General features: G+C 53.9%; 22 protein-coding genes. 2 read left to right on the top strand and 20 right to left on the bottom strand.

Going from position 1 to position 15,698, the window contains the following annotated elements; genetic code table 11:
* Positions 1-6: 6 nt before the first annotated feature.
* The 5 genes from rplB to rpsJ are packed head-to-tail and all read right to left on the bottom strand — an operon-like array spanning position 7 to position 2,734.
* Positions 7-828: a 50S ribosomal protein L2 gene (gene rplB, locus CE636_RS12910; RefSeq protein ID WP_002919786.1), complete on the bottom strand. Its 822-nt coding sequence runs from the start codon at positions 826-828 to the stop codon at positions 7-9.
* 17 nt (positions 829-845) lie between these two features.
* On the bottom strand, positions 846-1,148 hold the full coding sequence (rplW, locus tag CE636_RS12915) for a 50S ribosomal protein L23 (RefSeq protein ID WP_000617546.1): 303 nt from the start codon (positions 1,146-1,148) through the stop codon (positions 846-848).
* Positions 1,145-1,750, bottom strand: a complete 606-nt coding sequence (gene rplD, locus CE636_RS12920; RefSeq protein WP_002919794.1) for a 50S ribosomal protein L4 — start codon at positions 1,748-1,750, stop codon at positions 1,145-1,147. Before rplD ends, rplW begins: the two co-directional genes overlap by 4 nt.
* Before the next feature lie 10 nt (positions 1,751-1,760).
* The gene (gene rplC / locus CE636_RS12925; protein WP_002919796.1) at positions 1,761-2,390 is read right to left on the bottom strand and encodes a 50S ribosomal protein L3; all 630 of its coding nucleotides are present in this window, start codon (positions 2,388-2,390) and stop codon (positions 1,761-1,763) included.
* A 32-nt stretch (positions 2,391-2,422) separates the two neighbouring features.
* Complete coding sequence (rpsJ, locus tag CE636_RS12930; protein ID WP_001181005.1) at positions 2,423-2,734, bottom strand: 30S ribosomal protein S10; 312 nt, start codon at positions 2,732-2,734, stop codon at positions 2,423-2,425.
* A 383-nt stretch (positions 2,735-3,117) separates the two neighbouring features.
* On the opposite strand from rpsJ, the gene CE636_RS12935 reads away from it, so the two are divergent.
* A complete protein-coding gene (locus CE636_RS12935; RefSeq protein WP_017900609.1) occupies positions 3,118-3,603 on the top strand; it encodes a prepilin peptidase in 486 nt (161 codons plus the stop codon).
* On the opposite strand, the gene bfr is transcribed toward CE636_RS12935, so the two are convergent.
* The 11 genes from bfr to fkpA all read right to left on the bottom strand — a co-directional run bounded on the left by bfr (position 3,587) and on the right by fkpA (position 11,804).
* Positions 3,587-4,063, bottom strand: coding sequence for a bacterioferritin (bfr, locus tag CE636_RS12940; protein WP_004206792.1), 477 nt, complete (start codon positions 4,061-4,063; stop codon positions 3,587-3,589). The two genes, CE636_RS12935 and bfr, sit on opposite strands and share 17 nt — an antisense overlap.
* Before the next feature lie 73 nt (positions 4,064-4,136).
* Positions 4,137-4,331, bottom strand: coding sequence for a bacterioferritin-associated ferredoxin (bfd, locus tag CE636_RS12945; protein ID WP_017900608.1), 195 nt, complete (start codon positions 4,329-4,331; stop codon positions 4,137-4,139).
* 180 nt (positions 4,332-4,511) lie between these two features.
* Positions 4,512-5,696 carry an elongation factor Tu gene (tuf, locus tag CE636_RS12950; protein ID WP_004174069.1) on the bottom strand — a complete coding sequence of 395 codons (1,185 nt, stop codon included), beginning with the start codon at positions 5,694-5,696 and terminating at the stop codon, positions 4,512-4,514.
* Between the two features lie 69 nt (positions 5,697-5,765).
* Positions 5,766-7,880, bottom strand: a complete 2,115-nt coding sequence (gene fusA, locus CE636_RS12955) for an elongation factor G (RefSeq protein ID WP_004202222.1) — start codon at positions 7,878-7,880, stop codon at positions 5,766-5,768.
* Between the two features lie 96 nt (positions 7,881-7,976).
* Positions 7,977-8,447: a 30S ribosomal protein S7 gene (gene rpsG, locus CE636_RS12960; RefSeq protein ID WP_002920113.1), complete on the bottom strand. Its 471-nt coding sequence runs from the start codon at positions 8,445-8,447 to the stop codon at positions 7,977-7,979.
* A 96-nt stretch (positions 8,448-8,543) separates the two neighbouring features.
* Positions 8,544-8,918, bottom strand: a complete 375-nt coding sequence (gene rpsL / locus CE636_RS12965; protein ID WP_002920115.1) for a 30S ribosomal protein S12 — start codon at positions 8,916-8,918, stop codon at positions 8,544-8,546.
* Positions 8,919-9,042: 124 nt separating this feature from the next.
* Positions 9,043-9,330: a sulfurtransferase complex subunit TusB gene (tusB, locus tag CE636_RS12970; protein WP_004202221.1), complete on the bottom strand. Its 288-nt coding sequence runs from the start codon at positions 9,328-9,330 to the stop codon at positions 9,043-9,045.
* Positions 9,331-9,337: 7 nt separating this feature from the next.
* The gene (gene tusC / locus CE636_RS12975; RefSeq protein ID WP_004202220.1) at positions 9,338-9,697 is read right to left on the bottom strand and encodes a sulfurtransferase complex subunit TusC; all 360 of its coding nucleotides are present in this window, start codon (positions 9,695-9,697) and stop codon (positions 9,338-9,340) included.
* Positions 9,697-10,083, bottom strand: coding sequence for a sulfurtransferase complex subunit TusD (tusD, locus tag CE636_RS12980; protein WP_004202218.1), 387 nt, complete (start codon positions 10,081-10,083; stop codon positions 9,697-9,699). Before tusD ends, tusC begins: the two co-directional genes overlap by 1 nt.
* A complete protein-coding gene (locus CE636_RS12985) occupies positions 10,083-10,805 on the bottom strand; it encodes a helix-turn-helix transcriptional regulator (RefSeq protein ID WP_002920130.1) in 723 nt (240 codons plus the stop codon). The genes tusD and CE636_RS12985 overlap by 1 nt, the downstream gene beginning before the upstream one ends.
* Positions 10,806-10,973: 168 nt before the next feature.
* Positions 10,974-11,804, bottom strand: a complete 831-nt coding sequence (gene fkpA, locus CE636_RS12990; protein ID WP_017899943.1) for an FKBP-type peptidyl-prolyl cis-trans isomerase — start codon at positions 11,802-11,804, stop codon at positions 10,974-10,976.
* A 222-nt stretch (positions 11,805-12,026) separates the two neighbouring features.
* Between fkpA and CE636_RS12995 the strand changes: the two genes are divergently transcribed.
* The gene (locus tag CE636_RS12995; protein WP_002920136.1) at positions 12,027-12,245 is read left to right on the top strand and encodes a protein SlyX; all 219 of its coding nucleotides are present in this window, start codon (positions 12,027-12,029) and stop codon (positions 12,243-12,245) included.
* Between the two features lie 57 nt (positions 12,246-12,302).
* Here CE636_RS12995 and slyD read toward each other — a convergent pair whose 3' ends face one another.
* The 4 genes from slyD to kefG form a co-directional block, all read right to left on the bottom strand.
* Complete coding sequence (gene slyD / locus CE636_RS13000; RefSeq protein WP_004202213.1) at positions 12,303-12,896, bottom strand: peptidylprolyl isomerase; 594 nt, start codon at positions 12,894-12,896, stop codon at positions 12,303-12,305.
* Between the two features lie 93 nt (positions 12,897-12,989).
* Entirely contained in the window at positions 12,990-13,190 is a 201-nt protein-coding gene (locus tag CE636_RS13005; protein WP_002920143.1) for a YheV family putative zinc ribbon protein, read from the bottom strand.
* A gap of 11 nt (positions 13,191-13,201) precedes the next feature.
* The gene (kefB, locus tag CE636_RS13010; protein ID WP_004202210.1) at positions 13,202-15,007 is read right to left on the bottom strand and encodes a glutathione-regulated potassium-efflux system protein KefB; all 1,806 of its coding nucleotides are present in this window, start codon (positions 15,005-15,007) and stop codon (positions 13,202-13,204) included.
* Entirely contained in the window at positions 14,994-15,557 is a 564-nt protein-coding gene (gene kefG, locus CE636_RS13015) for a glutathione-regulated potassium-efflux system ancillary protein KefG (protein ID WP_004202208.1), read from the bottom strand. Before kefG ends, kefB begins: the two co-directional genes overlap by 14 nt.
* Positions 15,558-15,698: the final 141 nt, after the last annotated feature.

Raw genomic sequence — 15,698 nt, forward strand, 5'->3', positions numbered from 1 at the left:
CTAAAATTATTTGCTACGGCGACGTACGATGAATTTATCAGTACGCTTGTTGCTGCGGGTCTTCTTACCTTTGGTCTGCAGGCCCCACGGGGATACCGGGTGCTTACCAAAGTTACGACCTTCACCACCACCATGTGGGTGGTCTACTGGGTTCATCGCAGTACCGCGAACGGTAGGACGAACACCACGCCAGCGTGCAGCACCTGCTTTACCCAGAACGCGCAGCATATGCTCAGCATTGCCAACTTCGCCCAGAGTAGCGCGGCAGTCTGCTTCGACTTTACGCATTTCACCAGAACGCAGACGCAGGGTGACATAAGCACCGTCGCGAGCAACGATCTGAACGTAAGTACCAGCGGAACGAGCCAGCTGACCGCCTTTACCTGGTTTCATTTCTACGTTATGAACGGTAGAACCAACCGGGATATTGCGCATCGGCAGGGTGTTGCCTGCTTTGATTGCAGCATCAACGCCAGACTGAATCTGGTCGCCAGCTTTCAGGCCTTTCGGGGCCAGGATGTAACGGCGCTCGCCGTCTTTGTACAGAACCAGCGCGATGTTCGCGGAGCGGTTCGGATCGTACTCAAGACGTTCAACAACTGCCGGGATACCATCTTTGTTGCGTTTGAAGTCAACAATACGGTAAGCCTGCTTGTGGCCACCACCGATATGACGGGTGGTGATACGGCCATTGTTGTTACGACCACCGGATTTGCTGTTTTTTTCCAGCAACGGAGCAAAAGGTTTGCCCTTGTGCAGCTCTGGGTTAACCACTTTAACGACGTGGCGACGACCCGGAGATGTCGGTTTACATTTAACAACTGCCATTGTATTACTCCTCCGACTTACTCAGCGCCGCCAACGAAGTCCAGATTCTGGCCTTCTTTCAGGGTGACGTAAGCTTTTTTCCAGTCGCTACGACGACCGATACGCTGTCCGTGACGTTTAACTTTCCCTTTAACAACCAGGGTGTTAACGACTTCGACTTCGACTTCAAACAGTTTCTGCACAGCAGCTTTGATTTCTGCTTTGGTCGCGTCTTTAGCAACTTTGAGAACGATGGTGTTTGTTTTTTCCATCGCAGTAGACGCTTTTTCAGAAACGTGCGGTGCGCGCAGCACCTTCAGCAGACGTTCTTCACGAATCATGCCAGCATCTCCTCAACTTGCTTAACAGCATCAGCAGTCATTACGACTTTGTCGAAGGCGATCAGGCTAACCGGGTCGATACCGTTCGCATCACGTACGTCAACCTTGTGCAGGTTACGTGCGGCCAGGAACAGGTTCTCGTCCAGCTCACCGGTGATGATCAGCACATCTTCCAGAGCCATGTCTTTCAGTTTCTGTGCCAGCAGCTTAGTTTTCGGCGCTTCAACAGAGAACTTCTCGACAACGATCAGACGATCCTGACGTACCAGTTCGGACAGGATGCTTTTCAGCGCGCCGCGGTACATCTTCTTGTTAACTTTTTGACTGTGGTCCTGCGGACGAGCAGCAAAGGTCACGCCACCGGAACGCCAGATCGGGCTCTTGATAGAACCAGAACGCGCACGGCCGGTACCTTTCTGGCGCCACGGTTTTTTACCGGAGCCAGTGATTTCAGCACGAGTCTTCTGAGCACGAGTGCCCTGACGCGCACCAGCTGCATAAGCAACAACAACCTGGTGAACCAGCGCTTCGTTGAAATCACGACCGAAGGTAGTTTCGGAAACAGTCAGCGCGCTCTGCGCGTCTTTCAATACTAATTCCATTGCTATCTCCTCACGCCTTCACAGCTGGTTTAACGATCAGGTCGCTACCGGTCGCACCCGGGACAGCACCTTTAACCAGCAGCAGGTTGCGCTCAGCGTCAACACGTACTACGTCCAGGCTCTGAACGGTTACACGCTCATTACCCAGCTGACCTGCCATTTTCTTGCCTTTGAACACTTTGCCCGGAGTCTGGTTCTGACCGATAGAACCCGGAACGCGGTGAGACAAGGAGTTACCGTGAGTAGCGTCCTGGGTACGGAAGTTCCAGCGCTTAACGGTACCAGCAAAACCTTTACCTTTAGAGGTACCGGTTACGTCAACTTTTTTAACGTCAGCAAACAGTTCAACGCTAATGTTCTGACCTACGGTGAATTCTTCGCCGTCAGCCAGACGGAATTCCCACAGACCACGGCCAGCTTCAACGCCAGCTTTAGCGAAGTGACCCGCTTCCGGCTTGGTTACACGGTTAGCTTTTTTAGCACCGGTGGTAACCTGGATTGCGCGGTAGCCATCGTTAGCCAGGTCTTTAACCTGAGTAACACGGTTTGCTTCAACTTCGATTACGGTTACTGGGATAGAAACGCCATCTTCAGTGAAGATGCGGGTCATGCCCACTTTTTTACCGACTAAACCAATCATTGTTTCAACCTCTCAATCGCTCGATGACCTGATTAACCCAGGCTGATCTGCACGTCTACACCGGCAGCCAGATCCAGACGCATCAGAGCATCAACGGTTTTTTCAGTTGGCTCAACGATGTCAACCAGACGCTTGTGAGTGCGAATTTCGTACTGGTCACGCGCGTCTTTGTTGACGTGCGGGGAGATCAGAACGGTAAAGCGCTCTTTGCGGGTCGGCAGCGGGATCGGACCACGGACTTGCGCACCAGTGCGCTTAGCAGTCTCGACGATTTCCGCGGTTGATTGATCGATCAGACGATGATCAAACGCTTTCAGGCGGATACGGATTCTTTGGTTCTGCATGAGACCAGAGCTCCAATTATTTTATAGACGAAATGATTACTCCTCATACCCATTACGATTGATGGGAGAGTGTAACCGTTCTTACATAGTCCCCCGATTGGGGACATTGTTTGATAACCCAACTGCGATTACCAGGGTTCATATTGAACCGGCCGTCAACTTTGACAGGCCCGCGCATTATACGCAAATTCTGGCGCTACGCAAGTGCTGTTTAGAAAATCATCACCAGGATTTGCGCGCCTTCGCGCCAGCGAACTGTACGGACCGACAACGCGGCAAATTAACGCGGGTAGCGCCATCCATTCCAGGAAAGTCCTTTTTGCACCGGACGGGTGACAATAAGCATAGTGAGGCGATGTTCTTTGACGATTACGGGGTTAACCATGCTCGCCGCCCTCCCCTTCTTGCTGTGCTATAGCGGATTGACCTTAGCCTTATGCCACCAGGACCTGCGTCACGGCCTGCTGCCCGACCGTTACACCTGTCCCCTGCTGTGGAGTGGTTTACTTTTTTATCTCTGTCTGGCGCCGCACCACCTTCATGATGCCGTCTGGGGAGCGATAGGCGGCTATCTGTGTTTGGCTGCGCTTTACTGGCTATATCGCGGGATCCGCGGCTATGAGGGGTTGGGGTATGGGGATATCAAATATCTCGCCGCCCTAGGCGCCTGGCATGGCTGGCAATTGTTGCCGCAGCTGCTACTGGTGGCATCGCTGCTCGCCGGCACGGTGTGGGCAGTATCAGGTTTGCACGCCAGGTACGGCGGGAGCAGTAAATGGAGGGGGAACAACCCGCTGCCGTTTGGGCCATTTCTGGCGGCCGCGGGTTTCTGGTGCGGGTGTCAGACGCTGGCTAGTCTGACACTTTGATCTGCGACTGCAGGTAATTTTGCAGGCCGATTTTGCCGATCAGATCGAGTTCGGTTTCCAGCCAGTCAATATGGCCTTCTTCATCCGCCAGGATCTCAATCATCATATCGCGGCTGACGTAGTCATGGACGCTGTCGGCGTAGGCGATCGCCTCGCGCAGATTTTGCGCCCCTTCCAGCTCCAGTCTTAAATCGGACTGCAGCATCTCTTCCACATCTTCACCGATGCCAAGTTTGCCGAGATCCTGCAGATTAGGGATACCTTCGAGAAAAAGAATACGCTCGATGTATTTATCGGCATGCTTCATTTCGTCGATGGATTCGTGGTACTCGATATCGTTGAGGCGCATCAGGCCCCAGTTTTTGAACATTCTCGCATGGAGAAAGTACTGATTAATTGCGACCAGCTCATTTCCCAATAATTTATTGAGATAACTTATGATTTTGACATCACCTTTCATTATATAGTCCCTCCGCTTCCACTCATTGAAGCGTAGTCCGGCCTATAGGGATGTCAAAAGAGAAGCGTGGACTTCAGGCGATTTCTTTGAATTCCGGCATGGTGGTTAATTCATCTTCCATAACTTCCCGCGCCGCGCGAACACACTTACCGCATTGATTTCCAACGGGAACAAACTTACGTAATTGCTGAAAAGATTGCGGTTGAAACTGGCGGACAACCTGGCGAATTTTTTTATCGCTGATGCCATTGCACAAACAAACGTACATATAAACTCCCGTTCAATTTATGCACAAATATTAAATGAGAATAGTTATGATTACAATAGACCATTTACTCATTATCCGCCGCAGCGCACGTTATGAATCGCCAGCATAACCGCCTTTTTCGCTGAACGACGGACAGCAAAAAGGGCGCCGAAGCGCCCTTTTTTATTCAAAGCTAACGAATTAGCCCAGAACTTTAGCTACAACGCCCGCGCCAACGGTACGGCCGCCTTCACGGATTGCGAAACGCAGACCATCGTCCATCGCGATCGGGTGGATCAGGGTAACAACCATTTTGATGTTGTCGCCCGGCATTACCATCTCTACGCCTTCCGGCAGTTCGATGGTGCCAGTCACGTCAGTTGTACGGAAGTAGAACTGCGGACGGTAGCCTTTGAAGAACGGAGTATGACGGCCGCCTTCGTCTTTGGACAGGATGTACACTTCAGATTCGAACTTGGTGTGCGGGTTGATGGTGCCCGGCTTAGCCAGTACCTGACCACGTTCGATTTCTTCACGTTTGATACCACGCAGCAGAACACCTACGTTCTCACCAGCACGGCCTTCGTCCAGCAGTTTGCGGAACATTTCAACGCCAGTACAGGTGGTTTTCGCGGTTTCTTTGATACCAACGATTTCAACTTCTTCACCCACTTTGATGATACCGCGCTCTACACGACCGGTAACAACGGTACCACGACCGGAGATGGAGAATACGTCTTCGATCGGCAGCAGGAACGGCTTGTCAATCGCACGCTCTGGTTCCGGGATATAGGTATCCAGGTGGCCAGCCAGTTCGATGATTTTCGCTTCCCACTCTGCGTCGCCTTCCAGCGCTTTCAGAGCAGAACCACGAACGATCGGGGTGTCGTCGCCCGGGAAATCGTACTGAGACAGCAGTTCACGAACTTCCATCTCAACCAGTTCCAGCAGCTCTTCGTCATCAACCATGTCGCATTTGTTCAGGAACACGATGATGTACGGAACGCCTACCTGACGACCCAGCAGGATGTGCTCACGAGTCTGCGGCATCGGGCCGTCAGTCGCAGCAACAACCAGGATCGCGCCGTCCATCTGCGCAGCACCGGTGATCATGTTTTTAACATAGTCGGCGTGGCCCGGGCAGTCTACGTGCGCGTAGTGGCGAGTCGGGGTGTCATATTCAACGTGAGAGGTGTTGATGGTGATACCACGAGCTTTTTCTTCCGGCGCGTTATCGATCTGGTCGAATGCGCGAGCGGAACCACCGTAGGTTTTAGCCAGAACGGTAGTGATGGCAGCAGTCAGGGTAGTTTTACCATGGTCAACGTGGCCGATAGTACCAACGTTGACGTGCGGTTTTGTACGTTCAAATTTTTCTTTAGACACGGCTATATTCCTTACTATAGTGCTCTCCCCTTCGGAGAGAGCACGGGACTTAGGTTTTAATCCTGTGGATTATTTACCACGGGCTTCAATAACGGCCTGAGCAACGTTGTTCGGCGCATCATCATACTTCAGGAATTCCATGGTGTATGATGCACGACCTTTGGTCAGAGAACGCAGCTGAGTTGCATAACCGAACATTTCGGACAGCGGTACTTCAGCGTGGATCTTAACGCCGGTTACTTCGGATTCCTGACCGCGCAGCATACCGCGACGACGGCTCAAGTCACCGATAACGTCACCAGTGTTCTCTTCCGGAGTTTCTACTTCAACCTTCATGATCGGCTCAAGCAGAACTGGTTTTGCTTTCTTAAAGCCTTCTTTAAAGGCAATAGACGCAGCCAGTTTAAACGCCAGCTCAGAGGAGTCAACGTCGTGGTAAGAACCGAAGTGCAGACGGATACCCATATCAACTACCGGGTAACCTGCCAGCGGACCAGCTTTCAGCTGTTCCTGGATGCCTTTATCAACGGCCGGGATGTATTCGCCAGGAATTACACCACCTTTGATGTCGTTGATGAACTCGTAACCTTTCGGGTTAGAGCCCGGCTCCAGCGGGTACATGTCGATCACAACGTGACCGTACTGACCACGACCACCAGACTGCTTGGCGTGTTTACCTTCGATATCGGTAACTTTCGCGCGAATCGCTTCACGGTAAGCAACCTGAGGTTTACCGACGTTCGCTTCAACGTTGAATTCACGCTTCATACGGTCAACGATGATGTCGAGGTGCAGCTCACCCATACCGGCGATAATGGTCTGGTTAGACTCTTCGTCAGTCCATACGCGGAAAGACGGGTCTTCTTTAGCCAGACGCCCCAGAGCCAGACCCATTTTTTCCTGGTCAGCTTTGGTTTTCGGCTCAACGGCGATGGAGATTACCGGCTCAGGGAATTCCATACGCTCCAGAATGATCGGCGCATCCGGGTCACACAGGGTGTCACCAGTAGTTACGTCTTTCAGACCGATTGCAGCAGCGATGTCGCCCGCGCGAACTTCTTTGATCTCTTCACGTTTGTTAGCGTGCATCTGTACGATACGACCGAAACGCTCACGTGCAGCTTTCACGGAGTTCAGTACGGTATCACCAGAGTTAACCACACCGGAGTACACGCGGAAGAAGGTCAGGTTGCCCACGAACGGGTCGGTAGCGATTTTGAACGCCAGTGCAGAGAACGGCTCGTCGTCGCTTGCGTGACGCTCAGCCGGAGTATCTTTACCGTCGTCCAGGATGCCGTTGATCGCCGGAACGTCAACCGGGGATGGCAGGTAGTCAACTACCGCATCCAGCATCGCCTGAACACCTTTGTTCTTGAACGCAGAACCACAGGTTACCAGGATGATTTCGTTGTTCAGAACGCGCTGACGCAGAGCTTTTTTGATCTCTTCTTCAGTCAGTTCTTCACCACCCAGGTATTTTTCCATCAGCTCTTCAGAAGCTTCAGCTGCGGACTCGATCAGGTTCTGGTGCCATTCGTCAGCCAGGTCCTGCATGTCAGCCGGGATATCTTCGTATTCGAAGGTTACGCCCTGGTCTGCATCGTTCCAGTTGATGGCTTTCATTTTCACCAGGTCAACAACGCCGGTGAAACCTTCTTCAGCACCAATTGCCAGCTGCAGCGGAACCGGGTTCGCGCCCAGACGGGTTTTGATCTGACCAACAACTTTCAGGAAGTTAGCGCCCATGCGGTCCATTTTGTTAACGAACGCGATGCGCGGAACTTTATATTTGTTTGCCTGACGCCATACGGTTTCAGACTGCGGCTGAACACCACCAACTGCGCAGTAAACCATTACCGCACCATCAAGAACACGCATGGAACGTTCTACTTCGATAGTGAAGTCAACGTGCCCCGGGGTGTCGATGATGTTTACACGGTGCGGTTCATACTGCTTAGCCATACCAGACCAGAATGCAGTAGTCGCAGCGGAAGTGATGGTGATACCACGTTCCTGCTCCTGCTCCATCCAGTCCATGGTAGCGGCGCCGTCATGAACTTCACCGATTTTGTGGTTTACACCGGTGTAGAACAGAATACGTTCGGTAGTAGTGGTTTTACCGGCGTCGATGTGCGCACTGATACCGATGTTACGGTAGCGTGCGATGGGTGTTGTACGAGCCATTTGATTCCTCGTTTATTTCTTTAGGCGTTCAGTTAAGTTATCCAGAGCGGGCGACTCATCTGAAGCGCCCGCCTGGTGACTATGACTCCGAAGGGATTACCAACGGTAGTGAGCGAACGCCTTGTTGGCTTCGGCCATACGGTGAACGTCTTCACGTTTCTTAACTGCAGTACCTTTGTTGTCTGCAGCATCAGTGAGTTCGTTCGCCAGGCGCAGAGCCATGGATTTATCACCGCGTTTACGAGCAGCTTCAACGATCCAACGCATTGCCAGGGCATTACGACGGACCGGACGAACTTCAACTGGAACCTGATAAGTAGAACCACCTACGCGGCGGGACTTAACTTCGACAGTCGGGCGCACGTTTTCGAGCGCAACTTCGAAGGCTTCCAGTTCAGATTTACCAGAACGCTGAGCCAGGGTCTCCAGCGCGCTGTATACGATAGTTTCTGCAGTAGATTTTTTACCATCTACCATCAGGATATTGACAAATTTAGCCAGCAGTTCTGATCCGAACTTCGGATCCGGCAGAATTTTACGCTGACCAATGACGCGACGACGTGGCATGGAAATACTCCGTTGTTAATTCAGGATTGTCCAAAACTCTAAGAGTTTAGTATGACATTAAGATAAATCAGTTTGGCCTTACTTAACGGAGAACCATTAAGCCTTAGGACGCTTCACGCCGTACTTGGAGCGAGCCTGCTTACGGTCTTTAACGCCGGAGCAGTCAAGCGCACCACGAACGGTGTGGTAACGAACACCCGGAAGGTCTTTAACACGACCGCCACGGATCAGGATCACGGAGTGCTCCTGCAGGTTGTGACCTTCACCACCGATGTAGGAGGTGACTTCGAAACCGTTAGTCAGACGCACACGGCAAACTTTACGCAGTGCGGAGTTCGGTTTCTTAGGAGTGGTGGTATATACGCGAGTACATACGCCACGTTTCTGCGGGCAGGCTTCCAGCGCTGGCACGTTGCTCTTTGCAACTTTGCGCGCGCGTGGTTTGCGTACCAGCTGGTTAATTGTTGCCATTAAATAGCTCCTGGTTTTAGCTTTTGCTTCGTAAACACGTAATAAATCGCCTCATATATTATGAGGACGCAGAATTTTAGGGCGGTGCCGAAAAGGTGTCAAGAAATATACAACGATCCCGCCATCACCAGGCCAACTGACCGGCATGTTTGACTGTGAGTCTGACGAAATCAGTATAGCTAACCCTGCCGACACTGTCCGCAATTTGACCAGTTAGCCCGCGGGCGTCAACGTCGTCTTGCAGCACGTAAAGGGTTATGGGGGCGGATTGCAGGATCTCAAGGAAGCGGCCGCCGGCGATAGCCGCCGCGACGCCATCAGACAGCAGTAACAGATCGTCACCTTGCTCCATCAAGCGAAGCATTGCTGCGATATCGGCATGCCAGGGAGAAACACTGAGCGTATGGAGCATGGGGGCCTCAGAAACGCAAAATCACATCAAATTCATGCAGACGGGCGCGCAGGGCATCCGGCGCCAGGCATTCGGCATCCACCACCCACGGGGTCGCGGGATCCAGGCCGCGCTCTCGCGCCGACTCGGCGCACAGCCAGCACTGGTCGATATCGTATAGCGACAGCAGTTTAAAGGTGGCGATGTAGTCGCGGGCCAGCACAGCACCAGGCCGCTGGGCGGGCAACAGCTGAAACACGCCGTCGCCTACGAAAAACACGCCAATCTCGTCGGTGAGGGCGGAGGTGGCTAATAAGGCATCGAGGCCTTCCCTGCCGGCGGCGCTGCCGTGCGGTGCGGAAGAAAAAACGAAAGCCACACGTTTCATCAGAACTGTACCATCCGATCGCAAGTGAGCGCCGCTTCCGCCAGCGCGCCAAGTCCGCTTAACGTAAAACCCGGCTGCAGATTATGGCCAGGCAGAGCGAGCTGTTGCGCTTCGCGTTCGTCCGTTACGCCACGACGCAAGGCGGCCGCCACGCAGATATGCAGCGCGACGCCGTGCTCATTGTGGAGGGATTGCCACCCGCGCACCAGATCGAACTCATCGCTGGCGGGCGCCGTCAACTGGTTAGCGTTAAGCACGCCTTCGCGATAGAAAAAAACGCACGCCAGCTCATGGCCTTCCTGCAGCACGGCCTGAGCAAATTGCCAGGCGCTGCTCGCCTGCTGCGTGCCATAGGCAGGTCCGGTCACCGTGAGGGCAAAACGCATTACTTATCCAGCCCCTGGAAATCACCGCTTTTGAACTGGCGAATATAGAGGTAGACGGTGTGCTTGGAGATATTCAGACGATCGGCCACCTGGTTAATGGCGTCTTTAATATCGAAGATCCCTTTCTCGTAGAGATTCAGCACGATTTGACGGTTTTTAGCATTGTTCGACACGCTGCGATCGGCATTCACCTCTTCGATGGTGAATTCCAGAGTCTGGGCGACCAGATCGTCAACCGAGGAAGCAAAGTTCACCGGCGAGTTAACCTCAGGCGTTTCTGGTGGAATAAAGGTGCTCATGATCTGCGAAAACGGCACATCCAGATTCATGTTGATGCACAACAGACCAATCACCCGGTGATCGCGGTTGCGGATGGCAATCGTCACCGACTTCATCAGGACGCCGCTTTTGGCGCGGGTAAAGTAGCATTTGGAAACGCTGCTATCGGCGCCCGTCATATCGTGCAGCATGCGCAGCGCAAGATCGGTAATCGGTGAACCGATTTGGCGGCCGGTATGTTCACCATTGGCGATACGGATGGCAGAGCATTTCAGATCCTGCAAAGAATGCAGCACGATTTCACAGTGCGAACCGATGAGCATCGCCAACCCGTCCACCACCGCTTCATAAGATTTAAGAATATCGAAATCGGTCTGGTCAAAGGGACGTTGATCCAGCAGGTCAAGCTCGCTGGTTTCGTTGGTTAAAAGCGACCTGGACATGAAAAAAAGCACTCCTTTTCAGGAGCCTGTCGTTATTGTCAGGGCAGGCTCATCATCATTATTAAGCTATCTAAAGTAATACAGCGCCTGAGGATCTTTCCAGTTTTAATTATATCTGCGCGCAATAAAAAAGCCGCCGCCTCTGACGAGACGGCGGCCTGAACCCGATTACTTCTTAGCGTCAGCTTTCGCGTCTGCGGCTTTCGCATCGCCAGCGGCTTCCGGCTGAGCATCTGCTTTCGGCGCCGGTTTGATATCCAGCAGCTCTACATCAAAGACCAGCGTGGAGTTGGCCGGGATCCCCGGGACGCCGGTTTTGCCGTAGGCCAGATCTGGCGGAATGACCAGCTTGATTTTGCCGCCTTTCTTGATGTTCTTCAGGCCTTCAGTCCAGCCCGGGATCACCCCGTCGAGACGGAAAGAGAGCGGCTCGCCGCGGGTATAAGAGTTATCAAACTCTTTGCCGTCGATCAGCGTACCTTTGTAGTTAACCACCACGTTGTCGCTGTCTTTAGGCGCATCGCCAGTGCCTTCTTTCTCGACTTTATACAGCAGGCCAGTCTTAGACGTTTTCACGCCCTTCTCTTTGGCAAAGCTGTCACGGAAAGCTTTACCTTTGGTTTCGTTCTCAGTAGCGTCTTTTTCCATTTTCTGCTGAGCTGCGGTCTTCACGCGTGTTTCAAAGGCCTGCAGAGTCTGTTCGATCTCCTGGTCGGACAGTTTGCTCTTATCGGCAAACGCGTCCTGTACGCCGGCGATCAGCTGGGCTTTATCCAGCTTAATGCCCAGTTTTTCTTGTTCTTTCAGGGAGTTTTCCATGTAACGCCCCAGGGACGCGCCCAGCGCATAGGCTGATTTCTGATCGTCATTTTTAAATGCCGATTTACTCTCAGCCGCCGGGGCTGCTTTCGCCGCGGTATCTGCAGCAAAGGTCAGCGGTGCATTCAGGGCGACGGCCATTGTGGTCGCCAGCAGCGTTACTTTAAACAGTGATTTCATCCATTTCTCCAGGGCCGGGGCCTCTCACCCCAGGGTTATCGTAAAAAGCAAAAAACGTACTATAGAACGTCGCCGTTAAAATCTACATACGGACGTTCCTGAATATCGCCTCTTTTAGGACTATTTTTGTATGAATAAGTTTCCTGTAGGACGCAGCGATGCTGCGCGCCGGGGGAAACTTAAGTAGAATCCGCCCGCAGGATCAGACTAAAGAGGTTACCCATGCACGATAGCACATTAGAAACGCGCCTTGCGGAGCTGGAAAGCCGGCTGGCGTTTCAGGAAATCACCATCGAAGACCTCAACAAAACCGTGACCGCCCACGAGATCGAGATGGCGAAGATGCGGGAGCATATGCGTCTGATGATCGAGAAGCTGAAGGCGACCCAACCCTCCCATATCGCCTCCCAGGCCGAAGAGACGCCACCGCCGCACTATTGAGGCGTAAAAAAAGCGGGTTTCCCCGCTTTTTGTCGTCTTCGTGCCGAGGCGCAAAGATTAGTGGCAGCCGCAGCCACCGTGGCCGCCGCAGCCGCCTTTACCATGGTCGTGGCCATGATCGTGGTCGTGACCGTGACCGCCGCAGCAGCCATCGTGACCATGATCGTGGTCGTGATCGTGACCATGCGCGCCGTGCACGTGACCGTGCTCCAGCTCTTCAGCGGTCGCTTCGCGGATGGCGACAACTTCCACATTGAACTTCAGGTTCTGGCCTGCCAGCATGTGGTTGCCATCAACCACAACGTGGTCGTCTTCAACTTCAGTGATTTCTACTGGTACCGGACCCTGATCGGTTTCCGCCAGGAAGCGCATGCCAACCTGCAGTTCATCAACGCCCATGAAGACGTCTTTCGGTACACGCTGCACCAGGTTTTCGTCATACTGACCGTAAGCGTCGTTAGCGCCGACGGCTACGTCAAATTTGTCGCCCACTTCGTGGCCATCCAGCGCGTTTTCCAGGCCGGAAATCAGGGAGCCGTGACCGTGCAGGTAATCCAGCGGCGCGCTTACCGGAGACTCATCAACCAACACACCGTCTTCTGTACGTACCTGATAGGCCAGGCTGACCACCAGGTCTTTTGCTACTTTCATGATATCTCCTGAGATGGGAAGAATAGTGGCGCAGATTGTAGCGGAATTCTGCTGCCGTGTACCCTTTAGCTTAAAAAAAGCCGACGGATAACGCTAGTCGGGATGAAAAATGCCAATCACCTGCTCCTCTTTGCGTACATGCTCACGGGCCTCTTTATCCGCCTCACGCATCTGATGACCGCACTTAACGCATTCAACAACATCGACATTATTCTCACGCCACATCGCCAGTGAATCCTGCGCCTGGCACGCCGGACATTTCGCCCCGGCAATAAAACGTTTACGCACTGCCATATGATTTACCTTTATTCAAACTCGTCCCAGCCGTCCAGCTGCCGGCTCTCTTTCTGCATTTCGCGCTGAAAAATCTCTTCCAGTTCGCGCCGGGCTTCCCGCACGCGTGATATCTGTACCGTATCAGTATGCACCGGCATTAACTCACGCAGCATTCGCATATCGAGGCGTCGGAAGTGCAGCTGCGCGCGCTGGGCCTGGTGAGGATGCATCCCCAGGGTAATGAGGGCTTTACGCCCCAGCTCAAGCGCACTGGAGAAAGTCTCACGAGAAAACTGCGTCACGCCGGCCTGCAGCAGCTCATGCGCCTCGACGCGCCCGCGAGCGCGGGCCAGGATGTGCAGATGTGGAAAGTGTTGTTGACACATCTCCACCAGCCGCATGGTGTCTTCCGGCTCATTACAGGTAATGACGATCGACTGCGCCTCCTCCGCCCCTGCCGAGCGCAGCAGCTCCAGCTGAGTAGCGTCGCCAAAATAGACTTTATAGCCATAGTTGCGCATCAGATTTACCGCGCTGATGTCTCGCTCCAGCACCGTAATACGCATCTTATTAGCCATCAGCAGGCGACCGATCACCTGGCCGAAACGGCCAAAGCCAACAATAATCACCTGCGGTTTATCATCCTCTACCCACGGCGCCTCATCGGTATCCTCCGCTGGATTCAGGCGTCGAGACAGTATCTTATCGATCCCTTTCATCAGCAGCGGCGTGGTCATCATCGACAAGGTGACGGCCACCAGCAGCAGCGCCATCTGGTCGTGCTGGAACAACCGCTGCGAGGCGGGCAGCGAAAAGAGGACAAACGCGAACTCGCCGCCCTGGCTTAATACGCCCGCAAACTGCATACGTTCGGAACTCCGCAGGCCATAGAGACGGGCCAGCAGATAAAGCACCAGCATTTTTACCGCCACCAGCACCGCCACGCTCACCGCCACCCACAGCAGATGGGTGTACAGCACGCCAAGGTTCAGCGCCATACCGACGGAGATAAAGAACAACCCAAGCAGCAGCCCCTTGAACGGATCGATGGCGATCTCCAGTTCATGGCGATACTCGCTTTCCGCCAGCAGCACGCCGGCGATAAAGGTACCCAGCGCCATCGACAGCCCCAGCGCCTCCATAAACAGGGCGGATCCGAGGACCAGCAGCAGCGTGGCGGCAGTGAACACTTCCCTGACCCCGGAGCTGGCGATAAAGCGGAACACCGGCCGCAGCAGATAGCGTCCGCCAATCAGCATCCCGGCAAACGCCAGGACCTTCATGCCGACCGTCAGCCAGTTCACATGCTCATCCGCGGAACCAGCCAGCAGAGGCACCAGCGCCAGCGCCGGGATCACCGCCAGATCCTGAAACAGCAGGACCGAAAAGCCTAACTGCCCTGATTCGCTGCGGCTCATTCCCTTCTCGCGCATCAGCTGCAGTGCCATCGCGGTAGAGGACATCGCCAGGCCAATCCCGCCGACCACCGCCGCCTGCCATGAAAACCCTGTCGTCATCAACAGACCGCCGAGGATCGCCGCGCTGAGCATCACTTGCGCCGCGCCAACGCCGAAGATGGAGCTTCGCAGCCGCCATAGCTTGGCGGGATTGAGCTCCAGGCCGATGATAAACATCAGGAACACCACGCCGAGTTCAGAGAAATGGAGAATTTCATCCACATCGCTGATAAACCCGAGCCCCCAAGGGCCAATGGCGATCCCAGCCAGCAGATAGCCCAGCACCGCGCCAATCCCCAGTCTTGAAGCCAGAGGGACGGCAATGACGGCCGCGAACAAAAACAGCACCCCCGCCAGCAGCAGATCAAATCCCGCCATGGACACCTCCGGCGGCTAGGGGGTTGGCCAGCCAGTCCCGATAGGCCAGGGCGCGGCTGCGCAGCTCCTCTGGCTGCTGCCGCCGGGCCCAGTAGACGATAATGGGGCTCATCCAGTGCATACGGCACATACCGGCGGTCAGTTCAAAAGGACGCAGAATATCGTTCATCGGATAGCGATTTGCATCGCGACGGTAAGCGCTCTCTGGTTCGCCGGTGGTGATCACGCTGCGCCAGTACTTTCCCGCCAGTTCGTTCCCTCCGGCGCCGCTGGCGAAGCCGCGGCTTAAGACACGATCCAGCCACTCTTTGAGCAGCGCAGGACAGCTCCAGGTATATAAAGGATGCTGGAAAACAATCACCTCATGCTGGCGCAGCAGGTCCTGTTCGTGAGCAATATCGATAAAAAAATCCGGATAGTGCGCGTAGAGATCGTGCACGGTGACGTTCGGCAACTGTAAGGCGGGTTGTAATAAAACCCGGTTGGCCACGGAATCCTGAGATTCTGGGTGGGCATACAGCAGCAACACTTTCGCTGTCTGAGACATCATTCCCCTCCCGTAGGTCTTCTGGCGGCCTGCACAGCCCCGGCTTTTTGACACAGCCAGAATGACTTTGTGTATCGTCTTCGTTTTGGGCTACCATGGCGGCCCGGTGAAGCGATTCGCTTCCAAACTACATTATCATAATGA

The sequence above is a fragment of the Klebsiella sp. LY genome, assembly GCF_004010915.1.
In the GTDB taxonomy this organism is placed as follows: Bacteria; Pseudomonadota; Gammaproteobacteria; order Enterobacterales; family Enterobacteriaceae; genus Klebsiella; species Klebsiella quasipneumoniae.

Excerpts from the sequence above, each read along its gene's own strand:
- rplB (WP_002919786.1), bottom strand. The coding sequence starts at position 828 with ATGGCAGTTGTTAAATGTAAACCGACATCTCCGGGTCGTCGCCACGTC.
- rplW (WP_000617546.1), bottom strand. The coding sequence starts at position 1,148 with ATGATTCGTGAAGAACGTCTGCTGAAGGTGCTGCGCGCACCGCACGTT.
- rplD (WP_002919794.1), bottom strand. The coding sequence starts at position 1,750 with ATGGAATTAGTATTGAAAGACGCGCAGAGCGCGCTGACTGTTTCCGAA.
- rplC (WP_002919796.1), bottom strand. The coding sequence starts at position 2,390 with ATGATTGGTTTAGTCGGTAAAAAAGTGGGCATGACCCGCATCTTCACT.
- rpsJ (WP_001181005.1), bottom strand. The coding sequence starts at position 2,734 with ATGCAGAACCAAAGAATCCGTATCCGCCTGAAAGCGTTTGATCATCGT.
- CE636_RS12935 (WP_017900609.1), top strand. The coding sequence starts at position 3,118 with ATGCTCGCCGCCCTCCCCTTCTTGCTGTGCTATAGCGGATTGACCTTA.
- bfr (WP_004206792.1), bottom strand. The coding sequence starts at position 4,063 with ATGAAAGGTGATGTCAAAATCATAAGTTATCTCAATAAATTATTGGGA.
- bfd (WP_017900608.1), bottom strand. The coding sequence starts at position 4,331 with ATGTACGTTTGTTTGTGCAATGGCATCAGCGATAAAAAAATTCGCCAG.
- fusA (WP_004202222.1), bottom strand. The coding sequence starts at position 7,880 with ATGGCTCGTACAACACCCATCGCACGCTACCGTAACATCGGTATCAGT.
- rpsG (WP_002920113.1), bottom strand. The coding sequence starts at position 8,447 with ATGCCACGTCGTCGCGTCATTGGTCAGCGTAAAATTCTGCCGGATCCG.
- rpsL (WP_002920115.1), bottom strand. The coding sequence starts at position 8,918 with ATGGCAACAATTAACCAGCTGGTACGCAAACCACGCGCGCGCAAAGTT.
- tusB (WP_004202221.1), bottom strand. The coding sequence starts at position 9,330 with ATGCTCCATACGCTCAGTGTTTCTCCCTGGCATGCCGATATCGCAGCA.
- tusC (WP_004202220.1), bottom strand. The coding sequence starts at position 9,697 with ATGAAACGTGTGGCTTTCGTTTTTTCTTCCGCACCGCACGGCAGCGCC.
- tusD (WP_004202218.1), bottom strand. The coding sequence starts at position 10,083 with ATGCGTTTTGCCCTCACGGTGACCGGACCTGCCTATGGCACGCAGCAG.
- CE636_RS12985 (WP_002920130.1), bottom strand. The coding sequence starts at position 10,805 with ATGTCCAGGTCGCTTTTAACCAACGAAACCAGCGAGCTTGACCTGCTG.
- fkpA (WP_017899943.1), bottom strand. The coding sequence starts at position 11,804 with ATGAAATCACTGTTTAAAGTAACGCTGCTGGCGACCACAATGGCCGTC.
- CE636_RS12995 (WP_002920136.1), top strand. The coding sequence starts at position 12,027 with ATGCACGATAGCACATTAGAAACGCGCCTTGCGGAGCTGGAAAGCCGG.
- slyD (WP_004202213.1), bottom strand. The coding sequence starts at position 12,896 with ATGAAAGTAGCAAAAGACCTGGTGGTCAGCCTGGCCTATCAGGTACGT.
- CE636_RS13005 (WP_002920143.1), bottom strand. The coding sequence starts at position 13,190 with ATGGCAGTGCGTAAACGTTTTATTGCCGGGGCGAAATGTCCGGCGTGC.
- kefB (WP_004202210.1), bottom strand. The coding sequence starts at position 15,007 with ATGGCGGGATTTGATCTGCTGCTGGCGGGGGTGCTGTTTTTGTTCGCG.
- kefG (WP_004202208.1), bottom strand. The coding sequence starts at position 15,557 with ATGATGTCTCAGACAGCGAAAGTGTTGCTGCTGTATGCCCACCCAGAA.